Annotated in this window: 21 protein-coding genes; 11 read left to right on the top strand and 10 right to left on the bottom strand. The window is 71.6% G+C overall.

Annotation, left to right across the window (positions count from 1 at the left end; all coding sequences use genetic code 11):
* Nucleotides 1-58: 58 nt before the first annotated feature.
* Nucleotides 59-3,952, top strand: coding sequence for an ATP-dependent RNA helicase HrpA (gene hrpA, locus QSK39_RS00395; protein WP_285475654.1), 3,894 nt, complete (start codon nt 59-61; stop codon nt 3,950-3,952).
* Here the strand turns inward: hrpA and QSK39_RS00390 are convergent.
* Both QSK39_RS00390 and QSK39_RS52955 read right to left on the bottom strand, forming a co-directional pair.
* Nucleotides 3,949-4,239, bottom strand: a complete 291-nt coding sequence (locus tag QSK39_RS00390) for a hypothetical protein (RefSeq protein ID WP_285475653.1) — start codon at nt 4,237-4,239, stop codon at nt 3,949-3,951. The two genes, hrpA and QSK39_RS00390, sit on opposite strands and share 4 nt — an antisense overlap.
* The gene (locus tag QSK39_RS52955) at nt 4,128-4,379 is read right to left on the bottom strand and encodes a maleylpyruvate isomerase N-terminal domain-containing protein (RefSeq protein ID WP_353051047.1); all 252 of its coding nucleotides are present in this window, start codon (nt 4,377-4,379) and stop codon (nt 4,128-4,130) included. Before QSK39_RS52955 ends, QSK39_RS00390 begins: the two co-directional genes overlap by 112 nt.
* A gap of 145 nt (nt 4,380-4,524) precedes the next feature.
* Here QSK39_RS52955 and QSK39_RS00385 point away from each other — a divergent pair, with 145 nt between their 5' ends.
* On the top strand, nt 4,525-6,294 hold the full coding sequence (locus QSK39_RS00385; RefSeq protein ID WP_285475652.1) for a sialidase family protein: 1,770 nt from the start codon (nt 4,525-4,527) through the stop codon (nt 6,292-6,294).
* 85 nt (nt 6,295-6,379) lie between these two features.
* Here the strand turns inward: QSK39_RS00385 and QSK39_RS00380 are convergent, their stop codons facing one another.
* The gene (locus QSK39_RS00380) at nt 6,380-6,778 is read right to left on the bottom strand and encodes a hypothetical protein (protein ID WP_285475651.1); all 399 of its coding nucleotides are present in this window, start codon (nt 6,776-6,778) and stop codon (nt 6,380-6,382) included.
* Between the two features lie 161 nt (nt 6,779-6,939).
* Nucleotides 6,940-8,631: a bifunctional 3'-5' exonuclease/DNA polymerase gene (locus QSK39_RS00375; RefSeq protein ID WP_285475650.1), complete on the bottom strand. Its 1,692-nt coding sequence runs from the start codon at nt 8,629-8,631 to the stop codon at nt 6,940-6,942.
* Between the two features lie 151 nt (nt 8,632-8,782).
* On the opposite strand from QSK39_RS00375, the gene QSK39_RS00370 reads away from it, so the two are divergent.
* Entirely contained in the window at nt 8,783-10,417 is a 1,635-nt protein-coding gene (locus QSK39_RS00370) for an acyl-CoA synthetase (RefSeq protein WP_285475649.1), read from the top strand.
* Here the strand turns inward: QSK39_RS00370 and QSK39_RS00365 are convergent.
* Nucleotides 10,412-10,744: a nuclear transport factor 2 family protein gene (locus tag QSK39_RS00365; protein ID WP_285475648.1), complete on the bottom strand. Its 333-nt coding sequence runs from the start codon at nt 10,742-10,744 to the stop codon at nt 10,412-10,414. The genes QSK39_RS00370 and QSK39_RS00365 overlap by 6 nt on opposite strands.
* Nucleotides 10,745-10,784: 40 nt before the next feature.
* Here QSK39_RS00365 and QSK39_RS00360 point away from each other — a divergent pair, with 40 nt between their 5' ends.
* Complete coding sequence (locus QSK39_RS00360) at nt 10,785-13,742, top strand: helix-turn-helix transcriptional regulator (RefSeq protein WP_285475647.1); 2,958 nt, start codon at nt 10,785-10,787, stop codon at nt 13,740-13,742.
* Nucleotides 13,743-13,871: 129 nt separating this feature from the next.
* Here the strand turns inward: QSK39_RS00360 and QSK39_RS00355 are convergent, their stop codons facing one another.
* Nucleotides 13,872-14,792, bottom strand: a complete 921-nt coding sequence (locus QSK39_RS00355) for a hypothetical protein (RefSeq protein WP_285475646.1) — start codon at nt 14,790-14,792, stop codon at nt 13,872-13,874.
* A 366-nt stretch (nt 14,793-15,158) separates the two neighbouring features.
* Here QSK39_RS00355 and QSK39_RS00350 point away from each other — a divergent pair, with 366 nt between their 5' ends.
* From QSK39_RS00350 to QSK39_RS00335, 4 genes are read left to right on the top strand one after another with little or no spacing between them, the layout of a single operon-like run.
* Entirely contained in the window at nt 15,159-15,911 is a 753-nt protein-coding gene (locus QSK39_RS00350; protein WP_285475645.1) for an SDR family oxidoreductase, read from the top strand.
* Complete coding sequence (locus QSK39_RS00345) at nt 15,908-16,963, top strand: phosphotransferase family protein (protein WP_285475644.1); 1,056 nt, start codon at nt 15,908-15,910, stop codon at nt 16,961-16,963. The genes QSK39_RS00350 and QSK39_RS00345 overlap by 4 nt, the downstream gene beginning before the upstream one ends.
* On the top strand, nt 16,964-17,620 hold the full coding sequence (locus QSK39_RS00340; protein WP_285475643.1) for a histidine phosphatase family protein: 657 nt from the start codon (nt 16,964-16,966) through the stop codon (nt 17,618-17,620). It abuts the gene before it with no gap.
* A gap of 10 nt (nt 17,621-17,630) precedes the next feature.
* The gene (locus tag QSK39_RS00335; RefSeq protein ID WP_285475642.1) at nt 17,631-18,542 is read left to right on the top strand and encodes an SMP-30/gluconolactonase/LRE family protein; all 912 of its coding nucleotides are present in this window, start codon (nt 17,631-17,633) and stop codon (nt 18,540-18,542) included.
* Here QSK39_RS00335 and QSK39_RS00330 read toward each other — a convergent pair.
* Genes QSK39_RS00330 through QSK39_RS00315 form a run of 4 tightly spaced genes read right to left on the bottom strand, consistent with a single transcriptional unit; the run spans nt 18,539 to nt 22,308 of the window.
* Entirely contained in the window at nt 18,539-19,366 is an 828-nt protein-coding gene (locus tag QSK39_RS00330) for an enoyl-CoA hydratase family protein (protein ID WP_285475641.1), read from the bottom strand. The genes QSK39_RS00335 and QSK39_RS00330 overlap by 4 nt on opposite strands.
* Nucleotides 19,363-20,055: an SDR family NAD(P)-dependent oxidoreductase gene (locus tag QSK39_RS00325; RefSeq protein ID WP_285475640.1), complete on the bottom strand. Its 693-nt coding sequence runs from the start codon at nt 20,053-20,055 to the stop codon at nt 19,363-19,365. The genes QSK39_RS00330 and QSK39_RS00325 overlap by 4 nt, the downstream gene beginning before the upstream one ends.
* Nucleotides 20,052-21,563, bottom strand: a complete 1,512-nt coding sequence (locus QSK39_RS00320; protein ID WP_285475639.1) for a benzoate-CoA ligase family protein — start codon at nt 21,561-21,563, stop codon at nt 20,052-20,054. The genes QSK39_RS00325 and QSK39_RS00320 overlap by 4 nt, the downstream gene beginning before the upstream one ends.
* Nucleotides 21,556-22,308, bottom strand: a complete 753-nt coding sequence (locus QSK39_RS00315) for a creatininase family protein (RefSeq protein WP_285475638.1) — start codon at nt 22,306-22,308, stop codon at nt 21,556-21,558. The genes QSK39_RS00320 and QSK39_RS00315 overlap by 8 nt, the downstream gene beginning before the upstream one ends.
* A 47-nt stretch (nt 22,309-22,355) precedes the next feature.
* On the opposite strand from QSK39_RS00315, the gene QSK39_RS00310 reads away from it, so the two are divergent.
* The 3 genes from QSK39_RS00310 to QSK39_RS00300 are packed head-to-tail and all read left to right on the top strand — an operon-like array spanning nt 22,356 to nt 25,152.
* Nucleotides 22,356-23,171, top strand: a complete 816-nt coding sequence (locus tag QSK39_RS00310; RefSeq protein ID WP_285475637.1) for a PaaX family transcriptional regulator — start codon at nt 22,356-22,358, stop codon at nt 23,169-23,171.
* Nucleotides 23,168-23,962 (top strand): tryptophan 2,3-dioxygenase, encoded by a 795-nt coding sequence (locus QSK39_RS00305; protein ID WP_285475636.1) that lies wholly within the window; start codon nt 23,168-23,170, stop codon nt 23,960-23,962. Before QSK39_RS00310 ends, QSK39_RS00305 begins: the two co-directional genes overlap by 4 nt.
* Nucleotides 23,959-25,152 (top strand): kynureninase, encoded by a 1,194-nt coding sequence (locus tag QSK39_RS00300; RefSeq protein ID WP_285475635.1) that lies wholly within the window; start codon nt 23,959-23,961, stop codon nt 25,150-25,152. The genes QSK39_RS00305 and QSK39_RS00300 overlap by 4 nt, the downstream gene beginning before the upstream one ends.
* The last annotated feature ends 15 nt before the right edge of the window (nt 25,153-25,167 follow it).

Below are 25,167 nucleotides of genomic sequence, written 5' to 3'. Positions count from 1 at the left end.
ACGCGGCGGGGATATTGGGAGGCCCGCGTCGTCACGCACGGCTATCCTCGGACCGAGCATGTCCACGTCATCCCCTTTCGAAGCGCTGCGTGCGCGCCTGCCCGAGCTGATGCCGCGCGACGAGCACCGGCTGCGCCGGCGGCTCGACGGCGCCCGCAAAGCCCGTGATCGCGACGCCGCCCTCGCGCAGATCTCCGCCGACATCGACAAGGCCGAGCTGCGCCTCGCGTCGCGCCGCGAAAGCGTGCCCAAGATCGAGTACCCCGAAGAGCTGCCGGTCAGCAAGCTCAAGGACGAGATCGGCGCGGCGATCGACAAGCACCAGGTCGTGATCGTCGCGGGGGAGACGGGCTCGGGCAAGACCACCCAGCTGCCGAAGATCTGCCTCGAGCTCGGCCGTGGCATCCGCGGCCAGATCGGCCACACGCAGCCGCGGCGGCTGGCCGCCCGCACGGTCGCCGACCGGATCGCGAGCGAGCTGAAGACCGAGCTGGGCGACGCCGTCGGCTACAAGGTGCGGTTCACCGACCAGTCCGGGCAGGACACCCTGGTCAAGCTGATGACCGACGGCATCCTGCTGGCCGAGATCCAGACCGACCGCTCGCTGCGCCAGTACGACACGCTGATCATCGACGAGGCCCACGAGCGCAGCCTCAACATCGACTTCATCCTCGGCTACCTCAAGCAGCTGCTGCCCCGCCGTCCCGACCTCAAGGTCATCATCACCTCGGCGACGATCGACCCCGAGCGGTTCTCGAAGCACTTCGACGACGCGCCGATCGTCGAGGTCTCCGGCCGCACGTACCCCGTCGAGGTGCGTTACCGGCCGCTGGTCGACCCCGACGATCCCGAAGGTGACGACGAGCGAGACCAGACCCAAGGCATCCTCGAAGCCGTCGAGGAGCTGTGCGCCGAGGGGCCGGGCGACGTCCTGGTGTTCCTCTCCGGCGAGCGCGAGATCCGCGACACCGCCGACGTGCTCAACCGCGCCGACCTGCGGGGCACCGAGGTCCTGCCGCTGTACGCGCGGCTGTCGGCGGCCGACCAGCACCGCGTGTTCCAGCAGCACACCGGGCGCCGGGTGGTGCTCGCGACCAACGTCGCCGAGACGTCGCTGACCGTGCCGGGCATCAAGTACGTCGTCGACCCGGGCACCGCGCGCATCTCGCGCTACAGCCACCGCACCAAGGTGCAGCGGCTGCCGATCGAACCGGTGTCGCAGGCGTCGGCGAACCAGCGCAAGGGCCGCTGCGGCCGGACGTCGGACGGCATCTGCATCCGGCTCTATTCCGAAGAGGACTTCGAGGCGCGGCCCGAGTTCACCGACCCCGAGATCCTGCGGACCAACCTGGCCTCGGTCATCCTGCAGATGACGTCGCTGGGGCTGGGTGACATCGCGGCGTTCCCGTTCGTCGAGCCGCCGGACCGCCGCCAGGTCACCGACGGCGTCGGGCTGCTGCAGGAACTGGGCGCGTTCGACAGCGCGGCCGCGGGCAACAGTGACCGGCGGCTCACCGACATCGGCCGCAAGCTCGCGCAGCTGCCCGTCGACCCGCGGATGGGCCGGATGGTGCTGGAGGCCGCGAAGAACGGCTGCGTCCGCGAGGTCATGATCATCGCGGCGGCACTGTCCATCCAGGACCCGCGCGAGCGGCCGGCGGAGAAGCAGCAGGCGGCCGACCAGCAGCACGCGCGGTTCGCCGACCCGACGTCGGACTTCCTCGCCTACCTCAACCTCTGGGAGTACGTCGCCGAGCAGCAGAAGGCGTTGTCCGGCAACCAGTTCCGCCGCATGTGCCGCACCGAGTACCTGAACTACCTGCGCCTGCGCGAATGGCAGGACATCTTCAGCCAGCTGCGACAGCTGGCGAAGCCGCTCGGCATCTCGCTGAACACCAACACGACCCCGGCCGACCCGCAGCGCGTGCACACGTCCCTGATCGCCGGGCTGCTCTCGCACATCGGGCTCAAGGACCCGGCCAAGGGCGACTACCTGGGCGCGCGCGGCGCCCGGTTCGGCATCTTCCCCGGTTCGGCGCTGTTCAAGAAGCAGCCGCGGTTCGTGATGTCGGCCGAGCTGGTCGAGACGTCGCGGCTGTGGGCGCGGGTGAACGCCCGCATCGAGCCCGAGTGGGTCGAGCCGCTGGCCGGGCACGTCGTCAAGCGGAACTACTCCGAGCCGCACTGGGAACGCAAGCAGGGCGCGGTGATGGCGACGGAACGGGTGACGCTGTACGGCGTCCCGCTGGTCGCCGACCGCCGCGTCAACTACGGCCGGATCGACCCGGAGATGTCGCGCGCGCTGTTCATCCGGCACGCGCTGGTCGAGGGCGACTGGCAGACGCGCCACCACTTCTTCGCCGAAAACCGGGCGCTGCTGGAAGAGGTCGAGGACCTCGAGAACCGCGCGCGGCGCCGCGACATCCTGGTCGACGACCAGACGCTGTACGAGTTCTACGACGCCCGCGTCCCGGCCGACGTCGTCTCGGTGCGGCACTTCGACACGTGGTGGAAGAAGACCCGCCACACCGACCCCGATCTGCTGTCGTTCGAGAAGTCCATGCTCATCAACGAGTCCGCGGGCGGCGTCCGCGAGGGCGACTACCCCGACTCGTGGACACAGGGCACGCAGGTCTTCACGCTGACCTACCAGTTCGAGCCGGGGGCGGACGCGGACGGCGTCACCGTGCACGTCCCGCTGCCGGTGCTGAACCAGGTGACGCCGGACGGGTTCGACTGGCAGGTACCGGGGCTGCGCGCCGAGCTGGTGACGCAGCTGATCAAGTCACTGCCGAAGGCGTTGCGGCGCAACTTCGTCCCGGCGCCGGACACCGCCCGGGACGTCCTTTCGCGAGTGTCCCCTTCGGACGGTCCGCTGCTGGAGGTGCTCGGCCGCGAACTGCGGGCGTTGCGGGGTGTCCTGGTGCCGTATGCGGACTGGGATCTCGGGTCGGTGCCGGACCACCTGAAGATGACGTTCCGGGTGGTCGACGAGCGCGGCAAGCGCGTCGCCGAGGGCAAGGACGTCTCGGCGTTGCAGCGTCAGCTGGCGCCGAAGGTCCGGGCGACGATCTCGAAGGCGGCCAACACCCTGGAGAAGGCCGGGCTGACGAAACCGTCCTTCGGTTCGCTGCCGCAGGTGTTCGAGTCGACGCAGCGCGGCCACGACGTCAAGGCGTACCCGGCGCTGGTGGACGAGGGCGCGTCGGTGGCGGTGCGGCTGCTGGACACCCCGGCCGAGCAGCGGCACGCGATGTGGGCGGGCACGCGCCGGATGCTGCGGCTGAACCTGAACTCTCCGATGAAGTTCATCACGCGGTCGCTGTCGAACTCGTCGAAGCTGGTCCTGAACCGCAACCCGCACGGAAGCGTGGCGGCGCTGCTCGAGGACTGCGTCGACTGCGCGGTGGACGCCCTGATGACGACCGGCGGCGGCCCGGCGTTCGACGAGACGGGCTTCAAGGTGCTGCTGGAGAAGGTCCGCGCGGGCCTGCACCCGGTGGTGCTGGACGTGCTGACGGACGTGGAGAAGATCCTCCGCGCGGCGAACGACGTCGAGGTGGCCTTGCCGTCTACGCGCGGGCCGGCGGAGTCGCTGGCCGACATCCGGGCCCAGCTGTCGGGCTTGGTGTACCCGGGTTTCGTGACGGCGACGGGTGCTTCGCGGCTGCGGAACGTGGTCCGGTACCTGCAGGGGATTTCCCGCCGGCTGGAGAAACTGGCCTCGGAGCCGACCCGCGACCTGCAGCGCACGGCGGACATCGCGTGGATCACCGGCGAGTACTCCGACGCGCTGGCTTCGCTTCCGCCGGGGACGTCTTCGCCGGCGTTGAACGAAGTGCGGTGGATGATCGAGGAGCTGCGGGTTTCGTTCTTCGCGCAGACGTTGGGGACGGCGCACCCGGTGTCGCTGAAGCGGATCACGAAGGCCATCGACGACGCCTTGGCCTAGAGGAAGACCCGGGCGACCTCAAGCCACTTGCGCGCGTCGTCGCCCACTGCCGTGAGGTCGGTGCCGTCCGGCGGACGGCGCTGGGTGACCCGGAGGCAGAAGTCGAGCGCACTGCCCCGGATCCGCTGCGCGGCGTCTTCCGGGCCCCACGTCCAGGTTTCGCCGCCGGGGCCGGTCAGTTCGACGCGGAACGGTTCCTCCGGAATCGGCAGCCGGGCCGCGTAGAACGACAGCGCCCGGCCTTCCACGCCGAGGGAAATCTCGGGGTCACCGCCGAACCGTGCCACGGGAACTGCCGGTCCGGCGGCAGGTCACGCAGCGCCGCCGCCAGCTCGGCCCGGCCGGTACGCCGGCGTTCCAGCAGTTCCGCGCGAGGGCGCGCGGCTCCCGCGGCGGCCAGGTCGGGCAGCGCGAGGGCGGGGTCCACCGCGGACAGGTCGAGGCCGTAGTCGATCACCGGGCCGACGTTACCGAAAACGGCATGTCCGGATCCGGACTTCCGTCGGTTGACCGCCCGGTCGGGTGGGTCAAGCCTGGGGCGGCCGAAGTCCCTCCTGGGAAAGGACCGTCCGATGTCCTTGGGTGATTCGTCCGCCAAACGAAGAATCTTCGCCACGCTCACCGCGCTCGTCGTGCCGCTCGCCGTCGTGCTCGCGCCGGCCGCGCACGCCGCCGGCGGCGGACCGCCGCTGCCCGTCGAATCCGCGCACGGCAAGCACAAGATCGCCGAGGCGCGCCACGACGTGCCGAACCCGCTGCTCAAGGAGCAGTTCGCCGAAGAGGAAGAAGAGGACGGCGACGATCCCGCCTTGTCCGCCCTCTGCCAGACCTACATCGGCAAGCCGAACCCCTACCGGCCGCTCGCGCCCAACCAGGACGTCATCGCCGGGGACACCATCGTGCCCACCGGCAGCCAGACCGGCTGCAGCACCGCGCAGAACGAAACGACCATCGCCGTCAACCCGGAGAACCCGCGCAACATCGTCGCCGGCTCGAACGACTACCGGCTCTACAACACCCGCGAGGCCCGCAACGACTCCGGCGGCTTCGCCTACACGTCGTTCGACGGTGGCCGGACCTGGGCGAACGTCCAGCTGCCGCACCTCGACTTCCCGACCGGGGCGGCCGCGCCACTGTCCTATATGGACGCCGCCGGTGACCCGGCCGTGGCGTTCGGGCCGCACAACACCGTCTACTACGCGACGCTCGTGTTCAGCCGGGCGGCGGTCCCGGACGACGAGCAGTCCGCCAGCGGCATCGCCGTGTCGGTGTCGCACGACGGCGGCCGCAGTTTCGGCGACCCGGCGATCCTGCACCTCGACGGCGTCACGCCGGCCGGCACCCCGACGCCCGCGAACATCTTCAACGACAAGGAGTGGATCGCCGCCGACCCGGTGACGGGCACGGTGTACGTCACCTGGACGCAGTTCACCTACGACGCGGACGGGAACTTCGTCGAGTCGCCGATCGTGCTGTCGAAGTCGGGCGACTTTGGGCGGACGTGGTCGCCGATGCGCCGGGTTTCGCCGTCGCTGACCGGTTTCCACGGCGGGATCACGCCGTTCGGCAGCGGCTCGAACCCGGTGGTCACCCGGGACGGGACGCTCCAGATCGCGTACGAGACGTCGGTGTGCGCCAGTGTGGCCTGCGATCAGCCCGCGGACCACGACGCGGTGGTGGTGGCGACCTCGCGCGACGGCGGCCGCACGTTCCGGCACGCCGAGGTGGGGCTCGACTTCGACTTCCCGGTGAACGAAGACGTCGCGAACAACGCGCTGACCGGGGAGAACTTCCGCGTCAACAGCTTCCCGCAGCTGACCTACGACCGGGTGACCGACCGGCTCTGGGTGACCTGGGCCGACGACCGCAACGGCACCTACCGCGACGGCGAGTCGGTCAAGACGAACGGCGACGCGTTCCTGAGCGGGTCCGACGGCCGCCACGGCTGGTCGAAGCCGGCGAAGCTCGGCACGGGCGCCGACGAGGTGTTCCCCGCCGTGGCGGCGCTGGCCGGCCGCGTCGCGGTCACGTTCTACACGCGCGCCTACGACCCACGCGGCATCGGTCTCGACTACGCGTACACGACGGGCTGGGGCGGCGGCGCGGGTTCGGCACCGATCCGGCGGATCACCACGCAGACGGCGAACCCCCAGGTGCAGTTCGTCGCAGCGGGCGCGGTGACCGGCAAGGAACTGCAGGGAGTATTCATCGGCGACTACACGGCAGCAGCGGTCGGCACCGACTTCCGCCTGCACCCGTGCTGGACGGACTTCCGCGGCAACCCGGGCAAGACGCTGCCGAACCAGGACGTCGGAACGCAGACGCTGGCGATGTTCCCGTAGGCGACCGGCCGGCCGCTCCGAGCAGGAGAGCGGCCGGCCCGGCTCACTTCGCGTCGGCGAAACGGATTACAACGACGAGCCGGCGTCACTTGGCGATCAAGGTCACGGTTGCCGCGCACGCGGAAGCCATTCCGGCAAAGGCGGAGAAGGTCGCGGCTTGCCCGCCGACACTGCTGAACACCCGGCGGCTCAGCTTTCCCCAGTATTGCTGCCGGACAGCCATCTTGACCTTCTGCCACTTGTGCTGGCGCAAATGGCAGCCGAGCAGAATGCCGTACGCGTTGTTGCGACACGGTGCACGGCTGCGAGTTTCGGCGCAGCACCACATGGGCGCTTGGAACAAGGTGTAGAGCACCACCAGCGCCGACAAAATGGCGATCACGCCGGGACCGATCGATGGCAGGAACCACAGCCAGAGCACCGCAGCCAAAAGCAGGTATCCCCAGAGGCTTCCCAGCAGCTTTCCGATCGATTTCTTCGCCATATGAGCTGAACGTAGTCAGTAGTCTTCACCTCGGGAAAGCGCTGGTCGGTTGGTTCACTGCCACTCGACCGGCGGTTCGGCTCACAGGCAGCGATCCCGATTGCGCCAAAGGGGTACTCCGGTGATCGCCCATGTGGTCACTGATCAGAGCGGTGGCAAAGTTACTTGGCGTCGGCGTAGGTGTCGACTGGGGCGATGTGCAGTGGGAAGCGGACCGGGCACGCCGGGCCGAACAGCATTCTTGCCGCCTCCGTCACCGAGTCCGTGATTGCCGAGGACACCTCCGCAGCCAACTCCGCCGGCGTGTGGACGATGACCTCGTCGTGCTGGAAGAACACCAGGTGCGCCGGGTCCGGGAGGCGTTGGCGCAGCGTGGCCAGCATCACCGCCGTCATGTCGGCCGCGCTCGCCTGGACGACGAAGTTGCGCGTGAACCGGCCCCAGCCGCGGGATGCCCGGCGGGCCTTCACCTCGCCGGCTTCGTCCGATGCCAGCCCGCCCGTCAACGCCCGCCACGCCGCCGACGGTGCCGGCGACGTCCGGCCCAGCCGGGACCGGACGCGCTCGCCGCGTTCGCCCGCCTGCGCGGCACGCTCCACATAGGACACCGCGTCCGGGAACCGCTGGCGCAGCAACGCAAGCAGAGGTCCCGCTTCGCCGGACGTGCCGCCGTACATCGCCGAGAGCATCGCGATCTTCGCCCGGGCCCGGTCGTCGCGGTCGTCGTCCGGTGACAACGGGACCCAGCGGGCGCCCGAGAACAACGCCTCGCCGAGGCGCGCGTACAGGTCCGTCGCCGCCGCGACGTCGGCCAGCCTGCGGTCGCCCGACAACGCCGTCAGCACCCGCGGCTCCAGCTGGGCCGCGTCGGCCACCACCAGCTTCCAGCCCGGGTCCGCGCGCACGCACGTGCGCAGCACCTTCGGGATCTGCAACGCCCCGCCGCCGCGGCTGGCCCACCGCCCGGACACCACTCCGCCGACGACGTAGTGCGGACGGAACCGGCCGTCGGTGACCCACTCCTCGAGCCACGCCCAGCCGTTCGCCGCGTACAGCCGGGACAGCTCCTTGTACTCCAGCAACGGCGCGACCGCGGGGTGGTCGATGCCCTTCAGCAGGTACTTCCGCGCCGCCGGCACCTCGATCCCGGCCCAGGCCAGCGCCTTGACCACGCTCGGCGGCGAGTCCGGGTTCACCGGCCGCCCGCCGAACGCCTCGCTGATCTTCGCCGCCAGCTCCACCAGCACCTTCGGCCGCTCCCCGGGGCGCACCCGCGGGCCGAGCCGGGACACCAGCAGCTCCTCGTGCAGGTCGGCGCGCCACGGCAGGCCGTCGGCCGACATCTCCACCGCGGCCAGCGCGCTCGCCGACTCCGCGGCCAGCAGCAGCCGCAGCCGCTCGGGGTGCTCGGCCGCCGCCACCCGCCGCTCCTGCTCCGCGAGCACGCGCCGGACCGCCGTGACGACCGTCACGCCCTGGGGCAGCGTCGGCACCCGGGTCTCGAACAGCGTCGGCTGCGCCAGCTCGACGGCCGTGGAATCGGGTGGCGGCTCCTCGCCGTTCGCCCTGGCCCAGGCCGCGCGCAGGCTCCGCGACTGCCCCTCCTGCCCCTCGTACGCCAGCAGCAGTCCCTCGGCCAGCGCGAGGTCGTAGCAGCGCCCGACCCGCAGCCCGGCCCCGACGAGCACCGGGTACACGCCCTCCACCGACGGGAACACCCAGCGCGGCCGCAGCGACGTCTCCAGCTCCCGGGCCAGCGCCGCGAACCCCGCGGCGTCCAGGCCGTTCGCCGTCGACGCCGGCGACTGCACGGTGAAGCTCCCGTCCTCCTCCCGCCCGGCGATCACCTGCACTAAGACATCATGACGGCCACCACCGACAGTTTCGGCGCGCGCACGTCTGGTGCGCCGGGCGCGCGCTTGGTTTACTCTCCAGTAGCCCCCATACCGCCGGTACGCCCGCCGTCGGCGTGGGCTCTCTTCCCGCAGCAACGGAGGTGCCTGGATGAGTCTGGTCGCGCTCGCCACGCAAGTGGCCGACAAGGTGGCCGAGACGGCCCGCAGCGTCGACGTCATGCGCCGGGCCGGCCTCGTCCCCTTCCCCAGACTCGACGAAGGGGTCCGGTCACTCGTCGCGCTCCGCAAGTTCGGCCCGTTCGCCGGCGCGAACCACATCTCCGCGCGCCGCGACCCGACCGCCGTCGGCATCGTCGACGAGCTCGGCCCGCTGACCTACAAGCAGCTCGACGACCAGTCGAACGCGCTGGCCCGGGCCTGGTCGCAGCGCGGGATCAAGCCGGGCCAGGTCGTCGCCGCGCTCTGCCGCGACCACCGCGGCCTGGTGATCACGATGGCCGCGTCGGGCAAGCTCGGCGTCCGCCTCCTGCTCATGAACACCGGCTTCGCGAAGCCGCAGCTGGCCGACGTCGCCAAGCGCGAAGGCGTCACCGCGCTCGTGTACGACCAGGAGTTCACCGGCCTGCTCGACGCCATCCCCGCGGGTGTCGAGCGCTACCTCGCCTGGGTCGACCCGGACAGCGACCTGGCCGACCGGGACGTGCCGGTGCTGTCGGAGATCATCGCCAGCACCGACGACCGGCCGTGGCCCGCGCCGGCCAAGCCGGGCGGGTTCGTGCTGCTGACCAGCGGCACCACCGGCACGCCGAAGGGCGCGCCGCGGCCGCACACCTCCGCGCTGGCGTCCGCGCAGTTCCTCGACCGGATCCCGCTGCGGTCCAACGAGGCCACCTACATGGGCGCGCCGCTGTTCCACGGCACCGGTCTTTCGCAGTTCATCCTCTCCTTCGCGCTCGGCTCGAAGGTCGTGATGCGCCGCAAGTTCACGCCGGAAGAAGCGCTGCGCGGCGTTGCCGAGCACAAGTGCACCGCGCTCGTGCTGGTGCCGACCATGCTGCAGCGCATCGTCGACCTGCCGAAGGACGTCCGGGAGAAGTACGACACGTCGGCGCTGCGCATCATCTTCGTCGCGGGTTCTGCGCTGTCGCCGGACCTCGGCAACCGCGCCAACGAGGCGTTCGGCCCGGTCGTGCACAACCTCTACGGCTCCACCGAGGTCGCCGTGGCGACGGTCGCGACGCCGGAGGACTGGGCGAAGGCGCCGGGTACGGTCGGCCGCGCGCCGGTCGGCTGCAAGGTGGCGCTCTACGACGAAAAGGGCGGCAAGATCACCGAGCCGAACGTCACCGGCCGGGTGTTCGTCGGCAGCGGCCTCAGCTTCGGCGGCTACACCGACGGCCGCCACAAGGAGATCATCGACGGCCTCCTCTCCAGCGGCGACGTCGGCCACTTCGACGGCGACGGCCTCCTCTTCATCGACGGCCGCGACGACGAGATGATCGTCTCCGGCGGCGAGAACGTGTTCCCGATCGAGGTGGAGAACCTCCTGGTCGAGCGCGAAGACGTGCTGGAAGCGGCGGTGATCGGCGTCGAGGACCCGGAGTTCGGGCAGCGGCTCAAGGCGTTCGTGGTACTGGCGGACGGCGCGAAGCTCGACGTCGAGGGCGTCCGTGACTACGTCAAGGCGAACCTGGCGCGCTACAAGGTCCCCCGCGACGTCGAGTTCCTGGACGAGCTGCCCCGCAACGCGACCGGGAAGGTGCTGCGGACCAAGCTGTCATGAGCCCCGCTGGACGTTGACGATCAGCCAGCGTCCAGCGCGCCGCGCCGCGACCACCGTGCAGCCGGTGCCGTCGCGGTGCCCGGTCGCCACCCCGACCGATGGCGTCACCCGCAGGCCCGTCCACCGGAACGCGCTCGCGGGGGCCCGGCCGGGCCAGGCGTCGCGGTCGAGCACGCGGCCGTCCGGGCCGTCGCCGCGGAAGTCGGCGGCCAGCAGCGGCTCCCACGCGGGCGCGTCGCCGCGGGCCTCGGCGTCCCGCCAGCGGGTCAGCAGCTCTTCGAACGTCTCCACGTCCTCGAAGGTCGCAGCCGCGGCGCGCCGGGACATCTGCCACCTGGCCGAGATTCGCTGGCAGACTGGCCGGGCCATGACCGAGACGAACCTCCTCCCCACGGGCACGGTCACGATCCTGTGCGCCGGTGACGCGCCCCCGGCTGTCTTCACGACGCCCGGCGAAGCGCTCAAGAACCTGAACGGCGGGCCCGCCGCCCTGCACACCGGCGAAGCGCTGGTCCGCGACGACGGCACGCCCACCGGCCCCGCCGTCCGTCGCTGCGAACAGCTGCGGGAGCTGGCCGGCGACGGCCGGACGCTCGTCTCGGCGCCCGCCGCCGCGGCCCTGACCGGCGTCACGCTGCACGACCTCGGCGTCCACCGGCTGCCGGACCTCACCGCGCCCGAGCGGATCTTCCAGCTCGGCGGCACCCCCGCGCCGCTGCGCTCGCTCGACGCGGTCCCGAACAACCTGCCGGTGCAGCTGACCGGGTTCGTCGGGCGCGAGACCGAGGCCGGCGAGGTCCGAGGCCGGCTGGCCGGTGGCAGGCTCGTCACGCTCGCCGGGCCGGGCGGCAGTGGCAAGACGCGGCTGGCCGCCCAGGTCGCCGCCGCCGCGGCCGGGCGCTGGCCCGACGGCGTGTGGTGGGTCGAACTCGACGCCGTCAGCGGCCGCGCCGAGGTCGCCGAGCTGGTCGCCGCGACGCTCGTCGTGCCGGTGGAGCCGCACGCGGGCGCCGCGCGCTCGGTCGCGACGGAGCTGCGCGACCGGCGTGTCCTGCTCTGCCTCGACAACTGCGAACAGGTCCTCGACGGCGTCGCGGACCTCGCCGTCGCGCTGCTCCGGTCCTGTCCCGAGGTCGCGGTGCTGACGACCAGCCGGGAACCCCTGGGAGTGCCGGGGGAGACGGTGTGGCGGGTGCCGCCGCTGGCCGTCGAGGAGGCCGTCGCGCTGTTCGTCGAACGGGCCGGCGCGGTCCGGCCACTGTTCACTTTGGACACGTCGAGCGCGGCCGCCGTCCGGTCGGTCTGCACGCGGCTCGACGGCATCCCGCTGGCCGTCGAGCTCGCCGCCGCGTGGCTCGGAACCCTGACCCCGCACCAGATCGACGCCGGCCTCGACGACCGGTTCGCCCTGCTCACCCGCGGCCCGCGCGGCGTGCCGGCCCGGCAGCAGACCCTCGCCGCGTCCCTCGCGTGGAGCCACGACCAGCTCGACGACGAAGACCGCGCGGTGTTCCGCCGGCTTGCGGTGTTCGCCGGCGGGTTCACCCTGGACGCGGCCGGCGGCCCGGCCGTGCTGCCCGCGCTGGGCCGGCTCGTCGACAAGTCCTTGGTGCTGGCCGAAAACGGCCGCTACCGGCTGCTGGAGACCCTGCGCGAGTACGCGGCGGCCCGGCTGGCCGAGGCAGGGGAGGCCGACGCCGTCCGCGACCGGCACCTCGACCACTTCCTCGCCCTCGCCGAGGCCGCCGAACCCGACCTCGACCTGGACAAGGACGCCTGGCGCGCGCGGGTGGAACCGGAGCGCGACAACTTCCGCGCGGCCCTGGAATGGGGGCTGGGTAAGGAAGATCCCACGCGAGGCCGCCGGCTCGCCGCCGCCGTCGCGTGGCTGTGGAACCTGCGGGGCCGCGGCCACGAAGGCCTGGCGTACCTGAAGCGCGCGGTCGCCCGCTGTCCGGACGAGCGTTCCCCGTTGCAGGCGCGGCTGCTGACCGGGATGGGGCTGGTCGCCGACACGACGGCGCCGTTCGATGTCGAAGCCGCGCGGCTGGGCCTGGAGATCGCCACCGAAGTCGGCGAAGCGGGGTTGCGCGCGCGATGCCTCTCCCTGACCGCTCTAGGGCATCTCTACACGGACTTTGACGCTGCCTGGGACCTCGCCCTCGAAGCCGAGAAAGCCGCGGGAGACGACGGCTTCGCGCGTGACAGTGCGTTGATGCTGCGCGGGATCGTCCTCCACGCTCGCGACCGCTACGACGAATCCGAGCCCCTGCTCGCCGAAGCGGCCGAAGGACTGCTTCGCCGGGGCGACCGCGGGCTCGCTTCGACGGTCCTCAGCGCCCGGTCGGCGAGCGCGCTCGTGTCGGCGGATCTGCCGCGGGCGCGCGAACTGGCCGAGCACGCCGTCGAGGTCGCCGCGCCGCTCGGGGACTTCCACCGGGTCAACACGACGCTGTGCCGGCTGGCGATGGTGCACTGCCTGGCCGGCGACGTCGACGCCGGGTTCCGCGTGATGGAGCCGTTCCTGCGGCTCCTCGAGACCGCGGGGGACGTCTTCGTGCCCGGCATGGCCGGGGTGATGGGCGAGCTGCACCGGCGGCGCGGCGAGTGGGACGAAGCCGCGCGCTGGTTCGAACGCGAAGCCATTCCCGGGACGTACCTGGCGTCGCAGGGGCTCACCGAACGCGGTGCGGTGCTGCGTGCGCAGGGCCGCACCGACGAGGCCGCGGCGGTGCTCGCCACCGCCGTCGAGCTGACCCGGCGCTGGGGCCTGCGGTCGGCCCTGGCCGACGCCTTGGACCAGCAGGGGTACCTGGCCGGGCCGGAGCAGGCCGCCGAGCTGCACCACGAGGCGCTGACGCTGCGCGTCGACCACGGCCTGCGCCTGGGCGTCCTGGGCAGCCTGGACGCGCTGACCACGCTCTTCGCCCGCACCGGCCGCGAGGCCGACGCCGCCCGGGTGTTCGTTTCGGCGTCCCGTATCCGCGCTGACCTGGGCTTTCCCCGGCGCGCCGGGGACCAGGCCGAGCTGGAGGCGCTCGGGCTGGCGACGGACGAAGCGCCGATGAGCCTCGACGACGTCGTCGCGTTCGTCCGCCGGACCCGGGGCGCGCGCGGCCGCCCGTCGAGCGGCTGGGGCAGCCTGACGCCGACCGAGCGCGAGGTCGTGAAGCTCGCGGCCGAGGGCTGCACGAACCCGGAGATCGGCGCCCGCCTGTTCATGAGCCGCGGCACGGTGAAGACGCACCTCGCGCACGTCTACGCCAAGCTGGGCATCGCGAACCGCACAGAACTGGCCACGGCGGCCGCCGCCCACCTCGGCTGACGCCGTACCGGAAGGGTCGGTTCGCGTACCTGAGGGGTCGGCTCGCGTACCTGGAGGGTCGGCTCACGAACCGACCGTCCGGGTACGCGAGCCGACTGTCTGGGTACGCGAGCCGACAGTCTGGGTACGTCAGTCCCAGTCGATGCCGAAGACGCCGGGGCCGAAGTCCAGCGCCACCGCGTGCACGCCGTCGCCGCCGTCGAGCTTGAGCTGGCGGCGGGTGCCGGTTGCGCCGTTGCGGGCGTACTGCCAGCAGCGCTCGGGGGCCGTGCCCGGGGCGAACCGGACCTCCAGCAGGTACTCCCGCACCGGGCGCCGGAACTCGCGGTAGTACGTGTTGCGGCACTCCGGGTACGGCGGCCCGCCGTTGGTCAGCGTGTACTCGATCAGGTGCGTCTCGCCGCGGTCGATCGGCTGGTCGAAGATCAGCTCGGCGACGATCAGGCCGTGCGCCTCGTCGGTCTCGGCGCGCCCGACCCGGCAGTTGCGCACCGCGTGCAGCTCCGGCGCGCCGGCGGCCGGGTCGTCCTGGGTGTAGACGAGCAGCCAGCGGTCCTGGCCGTCCGCGCCGGCCTGGAACACCGCCCGCGCGGTGACCGCGCGCTGGCCGCCGTCCGCGGCGATTTCGCACAGGTCGTGCAGCCCGACCAGCTTGAGCGGGTGCTGGCGCTCGAGGGCGTCCGGCGCGCCGACCTTGTCCAGCAGCGGCTGGAGCGTTTCGAGGGGGAACGTCAGGGGCTCGCCGCCCGCCTGGCGCTTCCCGGCACCACCGCGGGGCCGGGGCGGCGGCAGCAGCCCGAGCAGGGACCCGGCGGGGACGTCGAGGATTTCTTCCAGCGTGCGGACGGCCGAGAGCGAGCTCTGCCGCTCGGGCTGGCGCTTGCCGGACTGCCAATAACTGAGGGCGGTGACGCTGACGACGACGCCGCGGGCGCGCAGCCGCGCCTGGATCCGGTCGAGGGAGAGCCCGCTGGTCGCGATCGCCGCGCGCAGGTGGGTGGCGAACGCGGTGCGCTCACCCTGCTGACCGCCCGCCGTGCTGCCCGCCATTGCCGACCCGCCCCGTAACGTCCCCCGACGATCCCCGACACGGTGCACGTTAGCAGTGTCCGCCAGCCCGTCGGCCGAGGTGGCCGGTGGCCGGGGACGCGGCGTCCACTCGGGCGAACGGGCTAGTACTGGCAACTGTGAACCATTGCCCCGGCCTGGGCGGACGCGCTTGTATGACTTGCCCGCGCCGGTGGCTCCGCCTCCCCCTCACGGCCCATCCGGGAGCGGGCGACAGCCGTGGACAACGGCTCCGGCTCACCCGGCCGCGTTGTGCGACCGGCCGGGCGGCCGCGCGATGACCGGTGGCCCGGCGACGCCCCCAGCGCCGGGCCACCGGTCTTATTACTTCCGGGTAGCATCCCGTCCATGACGGTCCGGAAGAACATCCTGATCACCGGCGCGAGCAGCGGTTTGGGCGAAGGCATGGCCCGCCGGTTCGCCGCCAAGGGGCGCAACCTGGCGTTGTGCGCGCGGCGCACCGACCGGCTCGAGAAGCTGGCGGCCGACCTGACCGCGGCGCACCCCGGGATCACGGTCGTCACGCGCAAGCTCGACGTCACCGACCACGACAGCGTCTTCACCGTCTTCGAGGAGTTCCGCGCCGAGCTGGGGTCCCTCGACCGGGTGATAGTGAACGCCGGGCTCGGGAAGGGCCAGCCGGTCGGGAAGGGCCGGTTCGACGCCAACCGGCAGACCCTCGAGGTCAACTTCGTCGCGGCCGCCGCCCAGATCGAGGCCGCCGCCGGGATCTTCCGCGCGCAGGGCGCCGGGCACCTCGCCGTCGTGTCGTCGTTCAGCGCCATCCGCGGCCTGCCGGGCAACCTCACCGCGTACGCCGCGTCGAAGGCCGGGATCTCGGCGTTCGTCGACGGCACCCGGCTGGAGCTCAAGCGCAAGGGCATCACCGTCACCGACATCCGGCCCGGCTACATCGAGTCGGAGATGAACGACCGGATCGGCCGGAACCCGTTGCTGGCCAAGGCCGAGAGCGGCGCGCGGGCGCTGGTCAAGGCGGTCGAGGCCGAGCGGGCGCGAGCCTACGTCCCGGCGTGGCCGTGGGTGCCGCTGAGCCTCGCGATGCGCGTGGTGCCGGCCTCGATCCTGCGGAGGTTCGCGTGACCACCGTCGAGGTGCGTGAGGAAGACGCCTTCGACGCCGCCGCGGTGCACGCCTGGCTGGCCGCGCGGGTCGAGGGCCTCGGCGACGAGCCGCCGAGCGTCCGGCAGTTCCCCGGTGGCGCGTCGAACCTGACGTACCTGCTGACCTACCCGGACCGCGAGCTGATCCTGCGCCGCCCGCCCGCCGGCCACAAGGCGGCGTCCGCGCACGACATGCGGCGCGAGTACCGGGTGCAGCACGCGCTGCGGCCGGTGTTCCCGTACGTGCCGCGGATGCTGGCGTTCGGCGACGACCCGGCCGTGCTCGGCGGCGACTTCTACGTCATGGAGAAGCTCGACGGCCTGATCCTGCGCGGCGACCTCCCCGAGGGCATGACGCTGACCCCGGAGCAGGCGCGGGCGCTGTCCGGCAAGGTCGTCGACCGGCTCGTCGACCTGCACGCCGTCGACGTCGAGAAGGCCGGGCTGGCCGACCTCGGCAAGGGCGCGGGGTACGTCGAACGGCAGATCCGCGGCTGGTCGGACCGGTACGTCGCGGCGCGCACGGACAACGTCGGCGACTTCGCCGAGGTCCGCACGTGGCTGGCCGAGAACCAGCCAGCCGAGGTCAAGATCTGCCTGATCCACAACGACTACCGCCTCGACAACCTGGTCCTCGACGGCCCGGAGACGCTGAACATCACCGGCGTCCTGGATTGGGAGATGGCCACGCTCGGCGACCCGCTGATGGAGCTGGGCAGCATGCTCGCCTACTGGGTCCAGGCCGATGACGACGACGTCATGCAGGCGAGCCGCCGCCAGCCGACGCACCTGCCCGGGACGTTCACGCGCGAGGAGTTCGTCGCGCGGTACGCCGAGAAGACCGGGCTTTCCATCGACGACTGGCGGTTCTACGAGGTCTACGGCCTGTTCCGGCTCGCCGCGGTGCTGCAGCAGCTGTACCGCCGCTACCACGACGGCGCCACCCGCAACCCGGCGTTCAAGGACTTCTGGCAGTTCGTCGGCTACCTCGACTGGCGCTGCCGGGAGATCATCGCGAAGGGGAGGGTCTGAGTGGGCGCGATCTACCTGGTCCGGCACGGGCAGGCGTCGTTCGGCGCGGAGGACTACGACGCGCTGTCGCCGCGCGGCTTCGAGCAGTCCACTGTGGTCGGTGCGGAACTGTTGCGGCGCAGCGTCTCCTTCAGCCAGGTCCGGTCGGGAACGCTCGCGCGGCAGCGGGACACCGCGGCGACGGCGCTCAAGGTCGTCGGCACCGACGTCCCGGTCGTCGAGGACCCGCGCTGGAACGAGTACGACCACGTCGACATCGCGCGGCACCACGCCGGAGGCGCGCCGCAGGAGGATTCCCGTGCGTACCAGGGGCTTCTGGACGCGGCGCTGACGGCGTGGATTTCGGCGGGCGACGGCGGTCCGTGCGCCGAGACGTGGCCCGCGTTCCTCGCGCGCTGCCGCGAAGGCCTCACGGACCTGGTGGCGTCGCTGGGCAAGGGCGAGCACGCGGTCGTGTTCACCTCCGGCGGCGTGATCGCCACGATCTGCGGCCTGCTGATGGGAACCCCCGAAACCGGGCTGCTCAAGCTCAACCGCGTCACGGTCAACGGCGGCATCACGAAGCTGGTGTCCGGCCGCGGCGGCGTCACTATGCTGTCCTTCAACGAACACCCGCACTTCGAGGCCGAAGCGGCTTCGCTGCTGACCTACCGGTAGGAGACGTCCGATGCGGTTCGGCGAGGTCACGGTCATCCCGGTCAACGGGCACGGCCCGGAAGACGTCGTGGTCGACGGCGAAGGCCGGATCTACGCCGGCGTCGACGACGGGCGCATCCTGCGCGTGTCGCCGGACGGCCGGCGCATCGACGTCATCGCCGACACGGGCGGGCGGCCGCTCGGGCTGGAGCTGTACGGCGAGGACGAGCTGCTGATCTGCGACGCGCGGGCCGGGCTCTTGGTGGTGCCGCTGTCGGGCGGCACGCCTTCGGTCCTGGCGACGTCCGCGTTGGGTCTCGACTTCGTGTTTTGCAACAACGCGGCGGTGGCGGCCGACGGGACGGTGTACTTCACGGACTCGTCCCGCCGCTTCGGCATCGACAACTGGCGCGACGACCTGATCGAGCAGACGGGCGGCGGCAGGCTCCTCCGGCGCTCCCCGGACGGCTCGATCGACCTGCTCCTGGACGGCCTCCAGTTCGCCAACGGAGTGGCGCTGCCCCCGGACGAGTCGTTCGTGGCGGTGGCGGAGACGGGCGCGTTCAGCGTGTCCCGCGTCCGCCTTTCGGACGGTCACGTCGATCCTTTGATCGAGAACCTGTGGGGCTTCCCGGACAACATTTCGACGGGCTCGGACGGGCTGATCTGGATCACCCAGGCATCCCCACGCGTGCCGGCCCTGGACGTGGTCCGCCGCCTGCCGGCGTTCCTGCGAGCCGGCGTCCGGGCGCTCCCGACGTCCCTGCAGCCGAGCCCGGGCCGCGAGGTCGGCGTCCTGGGGGTGTCCCCGGACGGCAAGGTGGAGCGAGAGTTCCGCGGCGAGATCGACGGCTTCCACATGCTGGTGGGCGTGCGCGAGTGGCAGGGGAAGCTGTACTTCGGTTCGCTGGAGGAGGACGCGATCGCGGTGACCCGGCTCTAGCGCCCGGTCCAGCGTGGCTCGCGGCCCGCGGACCACGCCGCGTAGAACTCCTTGTGGTCCTTTGCCGTCATCAGCAGGGCCTGGGTCATCGCTTCCAGCTCGATCGCACTGCCCAGGTCCATGTCCAGCTCGCGCGTCAGCAGCACCTTCGTAGTCGCGTACGCCAGCGCCGGGCCGTCCGCCAGCCGTCGGGCCAAGGCCGTAGCGACAGAAGGCAAGTCGGCATCCGGCACCACCTGCGAAGCCAGCCCGATCTCCAGCGCCCGGGCGGCCGGCAGCTTGTCGCCCAGGATCAGCAGTTCCGTTGCGCGCCCCAAGCCCACCAGCCGCGGCAAAAGATATGCCGAACCCATGTCGGCCCCCGCCAAGCCCACCTTCGTGAACAGGAACGCGAACTTCGCCGACTCCGCCAGCAGCCGGAAGTCGCTCGCCAGGGCGATCACCGAGCCCGCGCCCGCCGCGACGCCGTTGACCGCCGCGATCACCGGCAGCGGGCATTCGCGCAGCGCCTTCACCACCGCGCCCGTCATGCGGGTGAACTCCAGCAGCTGGGCCGTCTCGAACTTCTGCAGCTCGCCGATGATCTCCTCGACGTCGCCGCCGGAGCAGAACCCGCGGCCCTGCCCGGTGATCACCAGCACCCGCACGTCCTCGTGCTGCGGCAGCTCCAGCACCAGGTCCCGCAGGTCGGCGTAGACGTCGAACGTCAGCGCGTTCAGCTTCTCCGGCCGGGTGAACGTCACCGTGGCGACGCCGTCGTCCACCGAGAACCCGAAGTGGTCCCACTCCTTCGTCAGCGGTGCGGTCGCGCGGAACGGGCTCATGTCTGGATTCCTCCGCCGTCGAGTACGAGGGTCTGGCCGTTGATCGCGGCGGCTTCGGGTGCCGCCAGGAAGGAGACGGCGAACGCCACCTCCGAAGGTTCCAGGAGCCGGCCGAGCGGGGACGCCGCCGCCAGCGCCGACTCCGCGTCGTCCACGGAACGCCCGGTGCGCTCCTGGATCCGCGCCACCGAAGTCGCCGTCATGTCCGTGCGGACGAACGCCGGGCAGACCGCGTTCGCCGTGACGCCGGTGCCGGCCAGCTCCGCCGCGACCGCCCGCATCAGCCCGGCCGCCGCGTGCTTCGACGCCGTGTACCCGGCCGTGTAGCGGTAGCCGACGTGCGACGCCGTCGACGCCACCGTGACGATCCGGCCGCGGTCCCGCGAGCGCATCCCCGGCAGCACCGCGCGGGTGCACAGGAACGCGCCGGTCGCGTTGACCTCGATCTGCGCCCGCCAGTCGTCCAGCGAAGTCTTCGAAAGCGGGGCGCTCGAAGAAATCCCGGCGTTGTTCACCAGCACGTCCACCGGGCCCGCCGCCGCGAAGTAGGCCGCGACGGCGTCCTCGTCGGTGACGTCGCATTCGGCGCGACCCGGCGCGAGCACGGTGTCTCCGGAGGCGGCGAACCGGGCGGCGATCGCCGCGCCGATGCCGCGGGTGCCGCCGGTGACCACGACCAGGCGGCTCACGACCGGCCCGCCAGGGCACGCCGGTCGAGCTTTCCGTTGGCCGTGCGGGGAAGTTCCGTCATGAACACCACTTCGCGGGGATACTTGTGCTTGGCCAGCCGGGCTTTCGCGTGGTTCTTCAGCTCGTCCGCGGTCACCGGGGCGCGCACCACCACGTACGCGCGCGGCACGATGAGGCCGCCGACGTCCTGGCCGACCACCGCGCAGTCGACCACCGAAGGGTGCCCGAGCAGGCAGTCCTCGATCTCGCCGGGCGCGACGAACACCCCGCCGACCTTGAGCAGCGCGTCCGCCCGGCCGTGGTGCCGGAAGAACCCGTCGGAACGGCTGAAGAGGTCACCGGACGTCAGTGTGTCGCCATCGAACGTCCGCGCCGATTTCTCGGCGTCGCCGAAGTACTCCAGTGCGATCGTCGGCCCGGTGACCCGCAGCGGCCCGATTTCCCCGTCGGGCAGCGGATTCCCGAGTTCGTCGACAACCTGCGCGTGGTAGCCGGGCACCTCGGTGCCGAGCGTTCCGGGCCGCGCCGAGCCCGGGCGGTTCGACAGGTAGATGTGGTACGCCTCGGACGAGCCGATCCCGTCGACCACCGGCACCCCGAACATCGCGTCCCACTTCCGGTGCAGCTCCGGCGGCAGCGCCTCGCCGGCCGACGTCGTCATCCGCAGGCAGCTCAGGTCCTGCGCCGCCGCGTCCGGGTGCGCGACCATCGCGCTCATCATCGTCGGCACGTTCACCAGCACCGTTGGGCGGTATCGCGCGATCAGTTCGAACATCAGGTCCGCCGTGCTGCGCTCGGGGAAGGCGATCCCGGCCGCGCCGACGCCGAACGGGAACAGCGCCACCAGGTCGCGCGCATAGCCGAAGAACAGCTTGGGCACGGCGAGCACGCGGTCGTCTTCCTGCAGCCCGAGCACCTGGACGGCGTACCGCTCGAAGCTCTCTTTCGCACTGCGCAAGGGATGTACGCACGCCTTGGGCGCGCCGGTGCTGCCCGTGGTGAACTTCCAGATCCCGACATCGTCCACAGTGGTCGGTGCGGCTTCCAAAGCGTCCGGCGCCGCGTCCACGAGGGACCGGAAGGGACGTTCGCCCGGCAGCAGCTCGTCTTCGGGCACCCCGGTGACCAAGAGCCCGGTAGCGCCCGCCTCGCGAAGAGCGGGCAGCGTGACGGCGTCCGCGATCACCGCGACGGCCTCGGTGTAGCCGAGGTAGTACGCGTAGTCCTTGGGCTGCAGGAACGGGTAGACCTCGGCGGTGACCGCGCCGATCTTCTGCGCGCCGTACCAGGTCGCGACGAACTCGTCGCCGTCGCTCAACGCCAGCAGCACGCGCTGTCCTCTTCGGACCCCGGCGTCGAGCAGCACGTTGCCGACGCGGTTGGCCAGCCGCGCGAGTTCCGCGTAACTCACCGACCGATCCCCGACGACCAGGGCGGTCCGATCGCCCCGCCCCGAAGCCACGTGCCGGTCGAGGAAGTGCGTGGCGAGGTTGAACGGCTCAGTCACGGGCCAGCTCCCGGATCGCTTCCACCAGCAGGTCGGTCAAGGTCGAGAACGTCTCGATGCCCTCTTCCGAGGTCGCCTCGGCCGGTGAACCGCAGTACGCCTCGGTCATCCCCATCTCGGCGAAGCCACCATCGGAAGGAGCCGAAGCAAGACTCACCGGCACGTGCGGCAACGTCCGCATCAGCGGCTGGTCGACCAGTTCGGGCCGGTCGGCCAGCACGAGCGACGTCTCGTAGCGGCCCGCGTGGCACTCGCCCGAGCGGAACTCCTCGGTCAGCCGCTGCGCGTGCCGCCGCCGGACCAGGTCGAGCAGCGCGACGCGGCCGTCGTAGGCGAAGTTCAGCGTCTCGGCCGCACGCCGCAGCGTGACCAGGTGCGCGGGCTCGAAGTGGTTGTTGACCAGCAGGATCCGCCGGAGCCGCTGGCCGATCAGCGCCGCCCCGATGTCGACGAGCAGCGAGTGCAGCGTCTCCTCGCCGATGTGGACCCCGCCGGCGAACCCGGCCGCGAACCGCGTCACGCCGTAGGGCACCTCGGGCAGCACCAGCACGTGGACGTCGTCATCGGCCGCCAGCCGCTCGGCCGCGCGCTCGCACATCCCGCGCGAGATCAGCGGGTCGGTGCCCAGCGGCGCGTGCGGGCCGTGCGGCTCGATCGCGCCGAGGGGGAGCAGCAGCACCGGCGTGCGGCCGCCGTCCGCCAGGGCCGCGACCTGCCGCGAGCTGAGGTCCGCGAAGTACGTCACGCAATTCAAGCTACACCGCAGCGGCCTGAGGTGTATAGAGTTGCGCCATGCCCGGAGACGCCTTCGACGCCAGCCCCCAGGAGCTGGTCGTGACGTTGCTGGGCAGCTACGTGCACCCGCGCGAAACCCGCCGGGTGTGGTCGGGCGGCCTGGTCGCAGCCCTCGCCGAGCTGGGCTTCTCCGACGGCGCGGCCCGGATCGCGCTCACCCGCGTGGTGCGCCGCGGCCTGCTCCAGCGCCACCGCGAGGGCCGCACCGTGCACTACTCGCTGACCCGCCGCACCATCACGCTGCTCGCCGACGGTGACCACCGGATCTTCTCCCTCGGCCGCCGCGAGCGCCCCGCCGGCGAGTGGACCGTGCTGTGGCAGAGCATCCCGGAGAGCCGCCGCCAGGCGCGGGAACGCCTGGTCAGACGGCTGCGGTTCCTCGGCTTCGGGCCCTACCAGGACGGCACCTGGATCGCCCCGCACGACCGCGAGGCCGAGGTCGTCGCCCTGCTGGGCGAACTGGACGTCACCGAGCACGCCGGGCTGCTGCTCGGCCGGCCCTCGGCCGCGCTCGACGTCCGCCGCTTCGCCGGCCGGGCCTGGGACCTCGACGACCTCGCCGCGCGCTACACGGCGTTCGTCGGGCAGTTCGGCGGGCACGCCGGCGCGGAGCTGCCCGACAAGACCGCGTTCGACGTCCGCACGCGGCTGGTGCACACGTTCCGCGCGTTCCCGTCGCTCGACCCCGAACTGCCCGCCGACCTGGTGCCCGCGCCGGATCACCGGGCGGCGGCGGTCGAGTTGTTCCACGATCTGTACACCGCGCTGGCTCCGGCCGCTCAGCGCCATTTCGACGAGGTGACCCAGGGATGACCGAAACCAGCCAAGCGACTCAGGAAGCTCTGAGCTACACCTCGTACCTCGCGCTGGACGAGGTGCTGGAGGCCCAGCGCCCGCGTTCGGACGAGCACGACGAGCTGCTGTTCATCGTGATCCACCAGGTGTACGAGCTGTGGTTCAAGCAGATCCTGCACGAGGCCGAGTTCCTCCAGCGCAACCTGGAAAAGGGGAACACCGCGCACTCGATCCGGATCCTGCGGCGGATCCTGACGATCCTCAAGGTCGCCGTCGCGCAGATCGACGTGCTGGAAACCATGACCCCCAGCCAGTTCACGAGTTTCCGCACCCGTTTGGACGCTTCGAGCGGCTTCCAGTCGGCCCAGTTCCGCGAGCTGGAAGCCGTGCTCGGGCGGCGTGACGAGCGCGTGTTCGCGCACTACCCCGAAGGGGGCGAGCAGCGGAAACGCATTGCCGAAGCGATGGCGCGACCGTCGTTGTTCGACTCTTTTCTCGCGTACCTCAAGGTTTCTGGCTACGCGGTCGGGTGTGACCGAGACGTCACTCGACCGGTGGAGCCCTCCCCGGCCCTGCAGGCGATATTGCTGGACGTGTACAGCGACGACGGCGGACCGTCGGTCGTCGCGGAATGTCTGGTGGATCTCGATGAAGGGATGCAGGAGTGGCGCTACCGGCACGTGAAGATGGTCGAACGCACCATCGGCGACAAGACCGGGACGGGAGGATCATCCGGCGCGACCTACCTGCGTACCACGCTCTTCCAGCCGATGTTCCCGGATCTCTGGGCCGTACGGAGCCGACTGTGACCACTTTGGACGACCTGCGCGGTGACCACAACGCGCTCGCCCCGCATTACTCCCGGTTCGGGGTCGCCGAACGCCTGCTGCTGTCCGGGCACTCGCACCAGGCGTGGCCCGACGTCGCCGAGGAGGGCTTGCGGGAGTCCTTCACGGACGCCGCCCGCGACGTCGACGAGAAGTGGGAGCGTGCCTTCGCGAAGGCCGACGAGCTGCGCGCGGGGTTCCGCCTGCTGCTCGGCGACCCGCACGGCGAGTACGCCCTCGGCGCGAGCACGCACGACCTGGTGCTGCGCTTCCTCTCGGCGATGGAGCTGCCGCGAAGACCGCGCCTGGTCACCACCGACGGCGAGTTCCACACCCTGCGCCGCCAGCTCGCCCGCCTCGAAGAGGAGGGCGTCGAGGTCGTCCGGGTGCCCCTGGACCCGGTCACGACGCTCGCCGAGCGCGTCGCCGCCGAAGTGGACGACAACACCGCCGCGGTACTCGTCTCGGCCGTGCTGTTCGAGACGTCGCGGCTGGTGCCGGGGCTCGCGCACCTGGCCGACTCGTGCCGCGCCCGGTCCATCGAGCTCGTCGTCGACGCCTACCACGCGCTCGGCGTCGTGCCGTTCCCGCTGCACGACCTCGGGCTCACCAACGCCTGGGTGCTCGGCGGCGGCTACAAGTACCTGCAGCTCGGCGAGGGCAACTGCTTCCTGCGGCTGCCCGCGCACGCCCAGGAGCTGCGGCCGGTGATCACCGGCTGGTACGCGGAGTTCGGCGCGCTCGCCGACGAGCGCCACCCCGGCGCGGTGCCGTACGCGATGGGAGGCGACCGGTTCGCCGGCGCCACCTACGACCCGGCCAGCCACTACCGTGGCGCCCGGGTCCAGCGGTTCTTCGCCGAGCAGGGCCTCACGCCGGAGTTCCTGCGCGAGGTCTCGCAGCACCAGGTGGGCCTGCTCGCGTCGGTGTTCGATGCGCTCGCCCTCCCGGAGGACGTCGTCACGCGGGATCGCTCGGTGCCCTTGGACCGGCTCGGCGGGTTCCTCTCGCTGCGCTGTGCCGACGCCGGCGGCCTGCAGGCGGCGCTTGCCGCCCAGGGGGTCTGCACCGACAGCCGGGGGCCGTACCTGCGCTTCGGGCCGGCGCCGTACCTCTCCGACACGCAGCTCGAGACGGCGATGACCGCACTCGGCAAGGTGGTCCGCGGCTGATCTCCGCTGTGCCTT

The organism is Amycolatopsis sp. NBRC 101858, from assembly GCF_030269325.1.
GTDB classification, from domain to species: domain Bacteria; phylum Actinomycetota; class Actinomycetes; order Mycobacteriales; family Pseudonocardiaceae; genus Amycolatopsis; species Amycolatopsis ponsaeliensis.
Note: the sequence above shows the minus strand (reverse complement) of the source record. Positions and strands in the feature narration are given on the sequence as shown.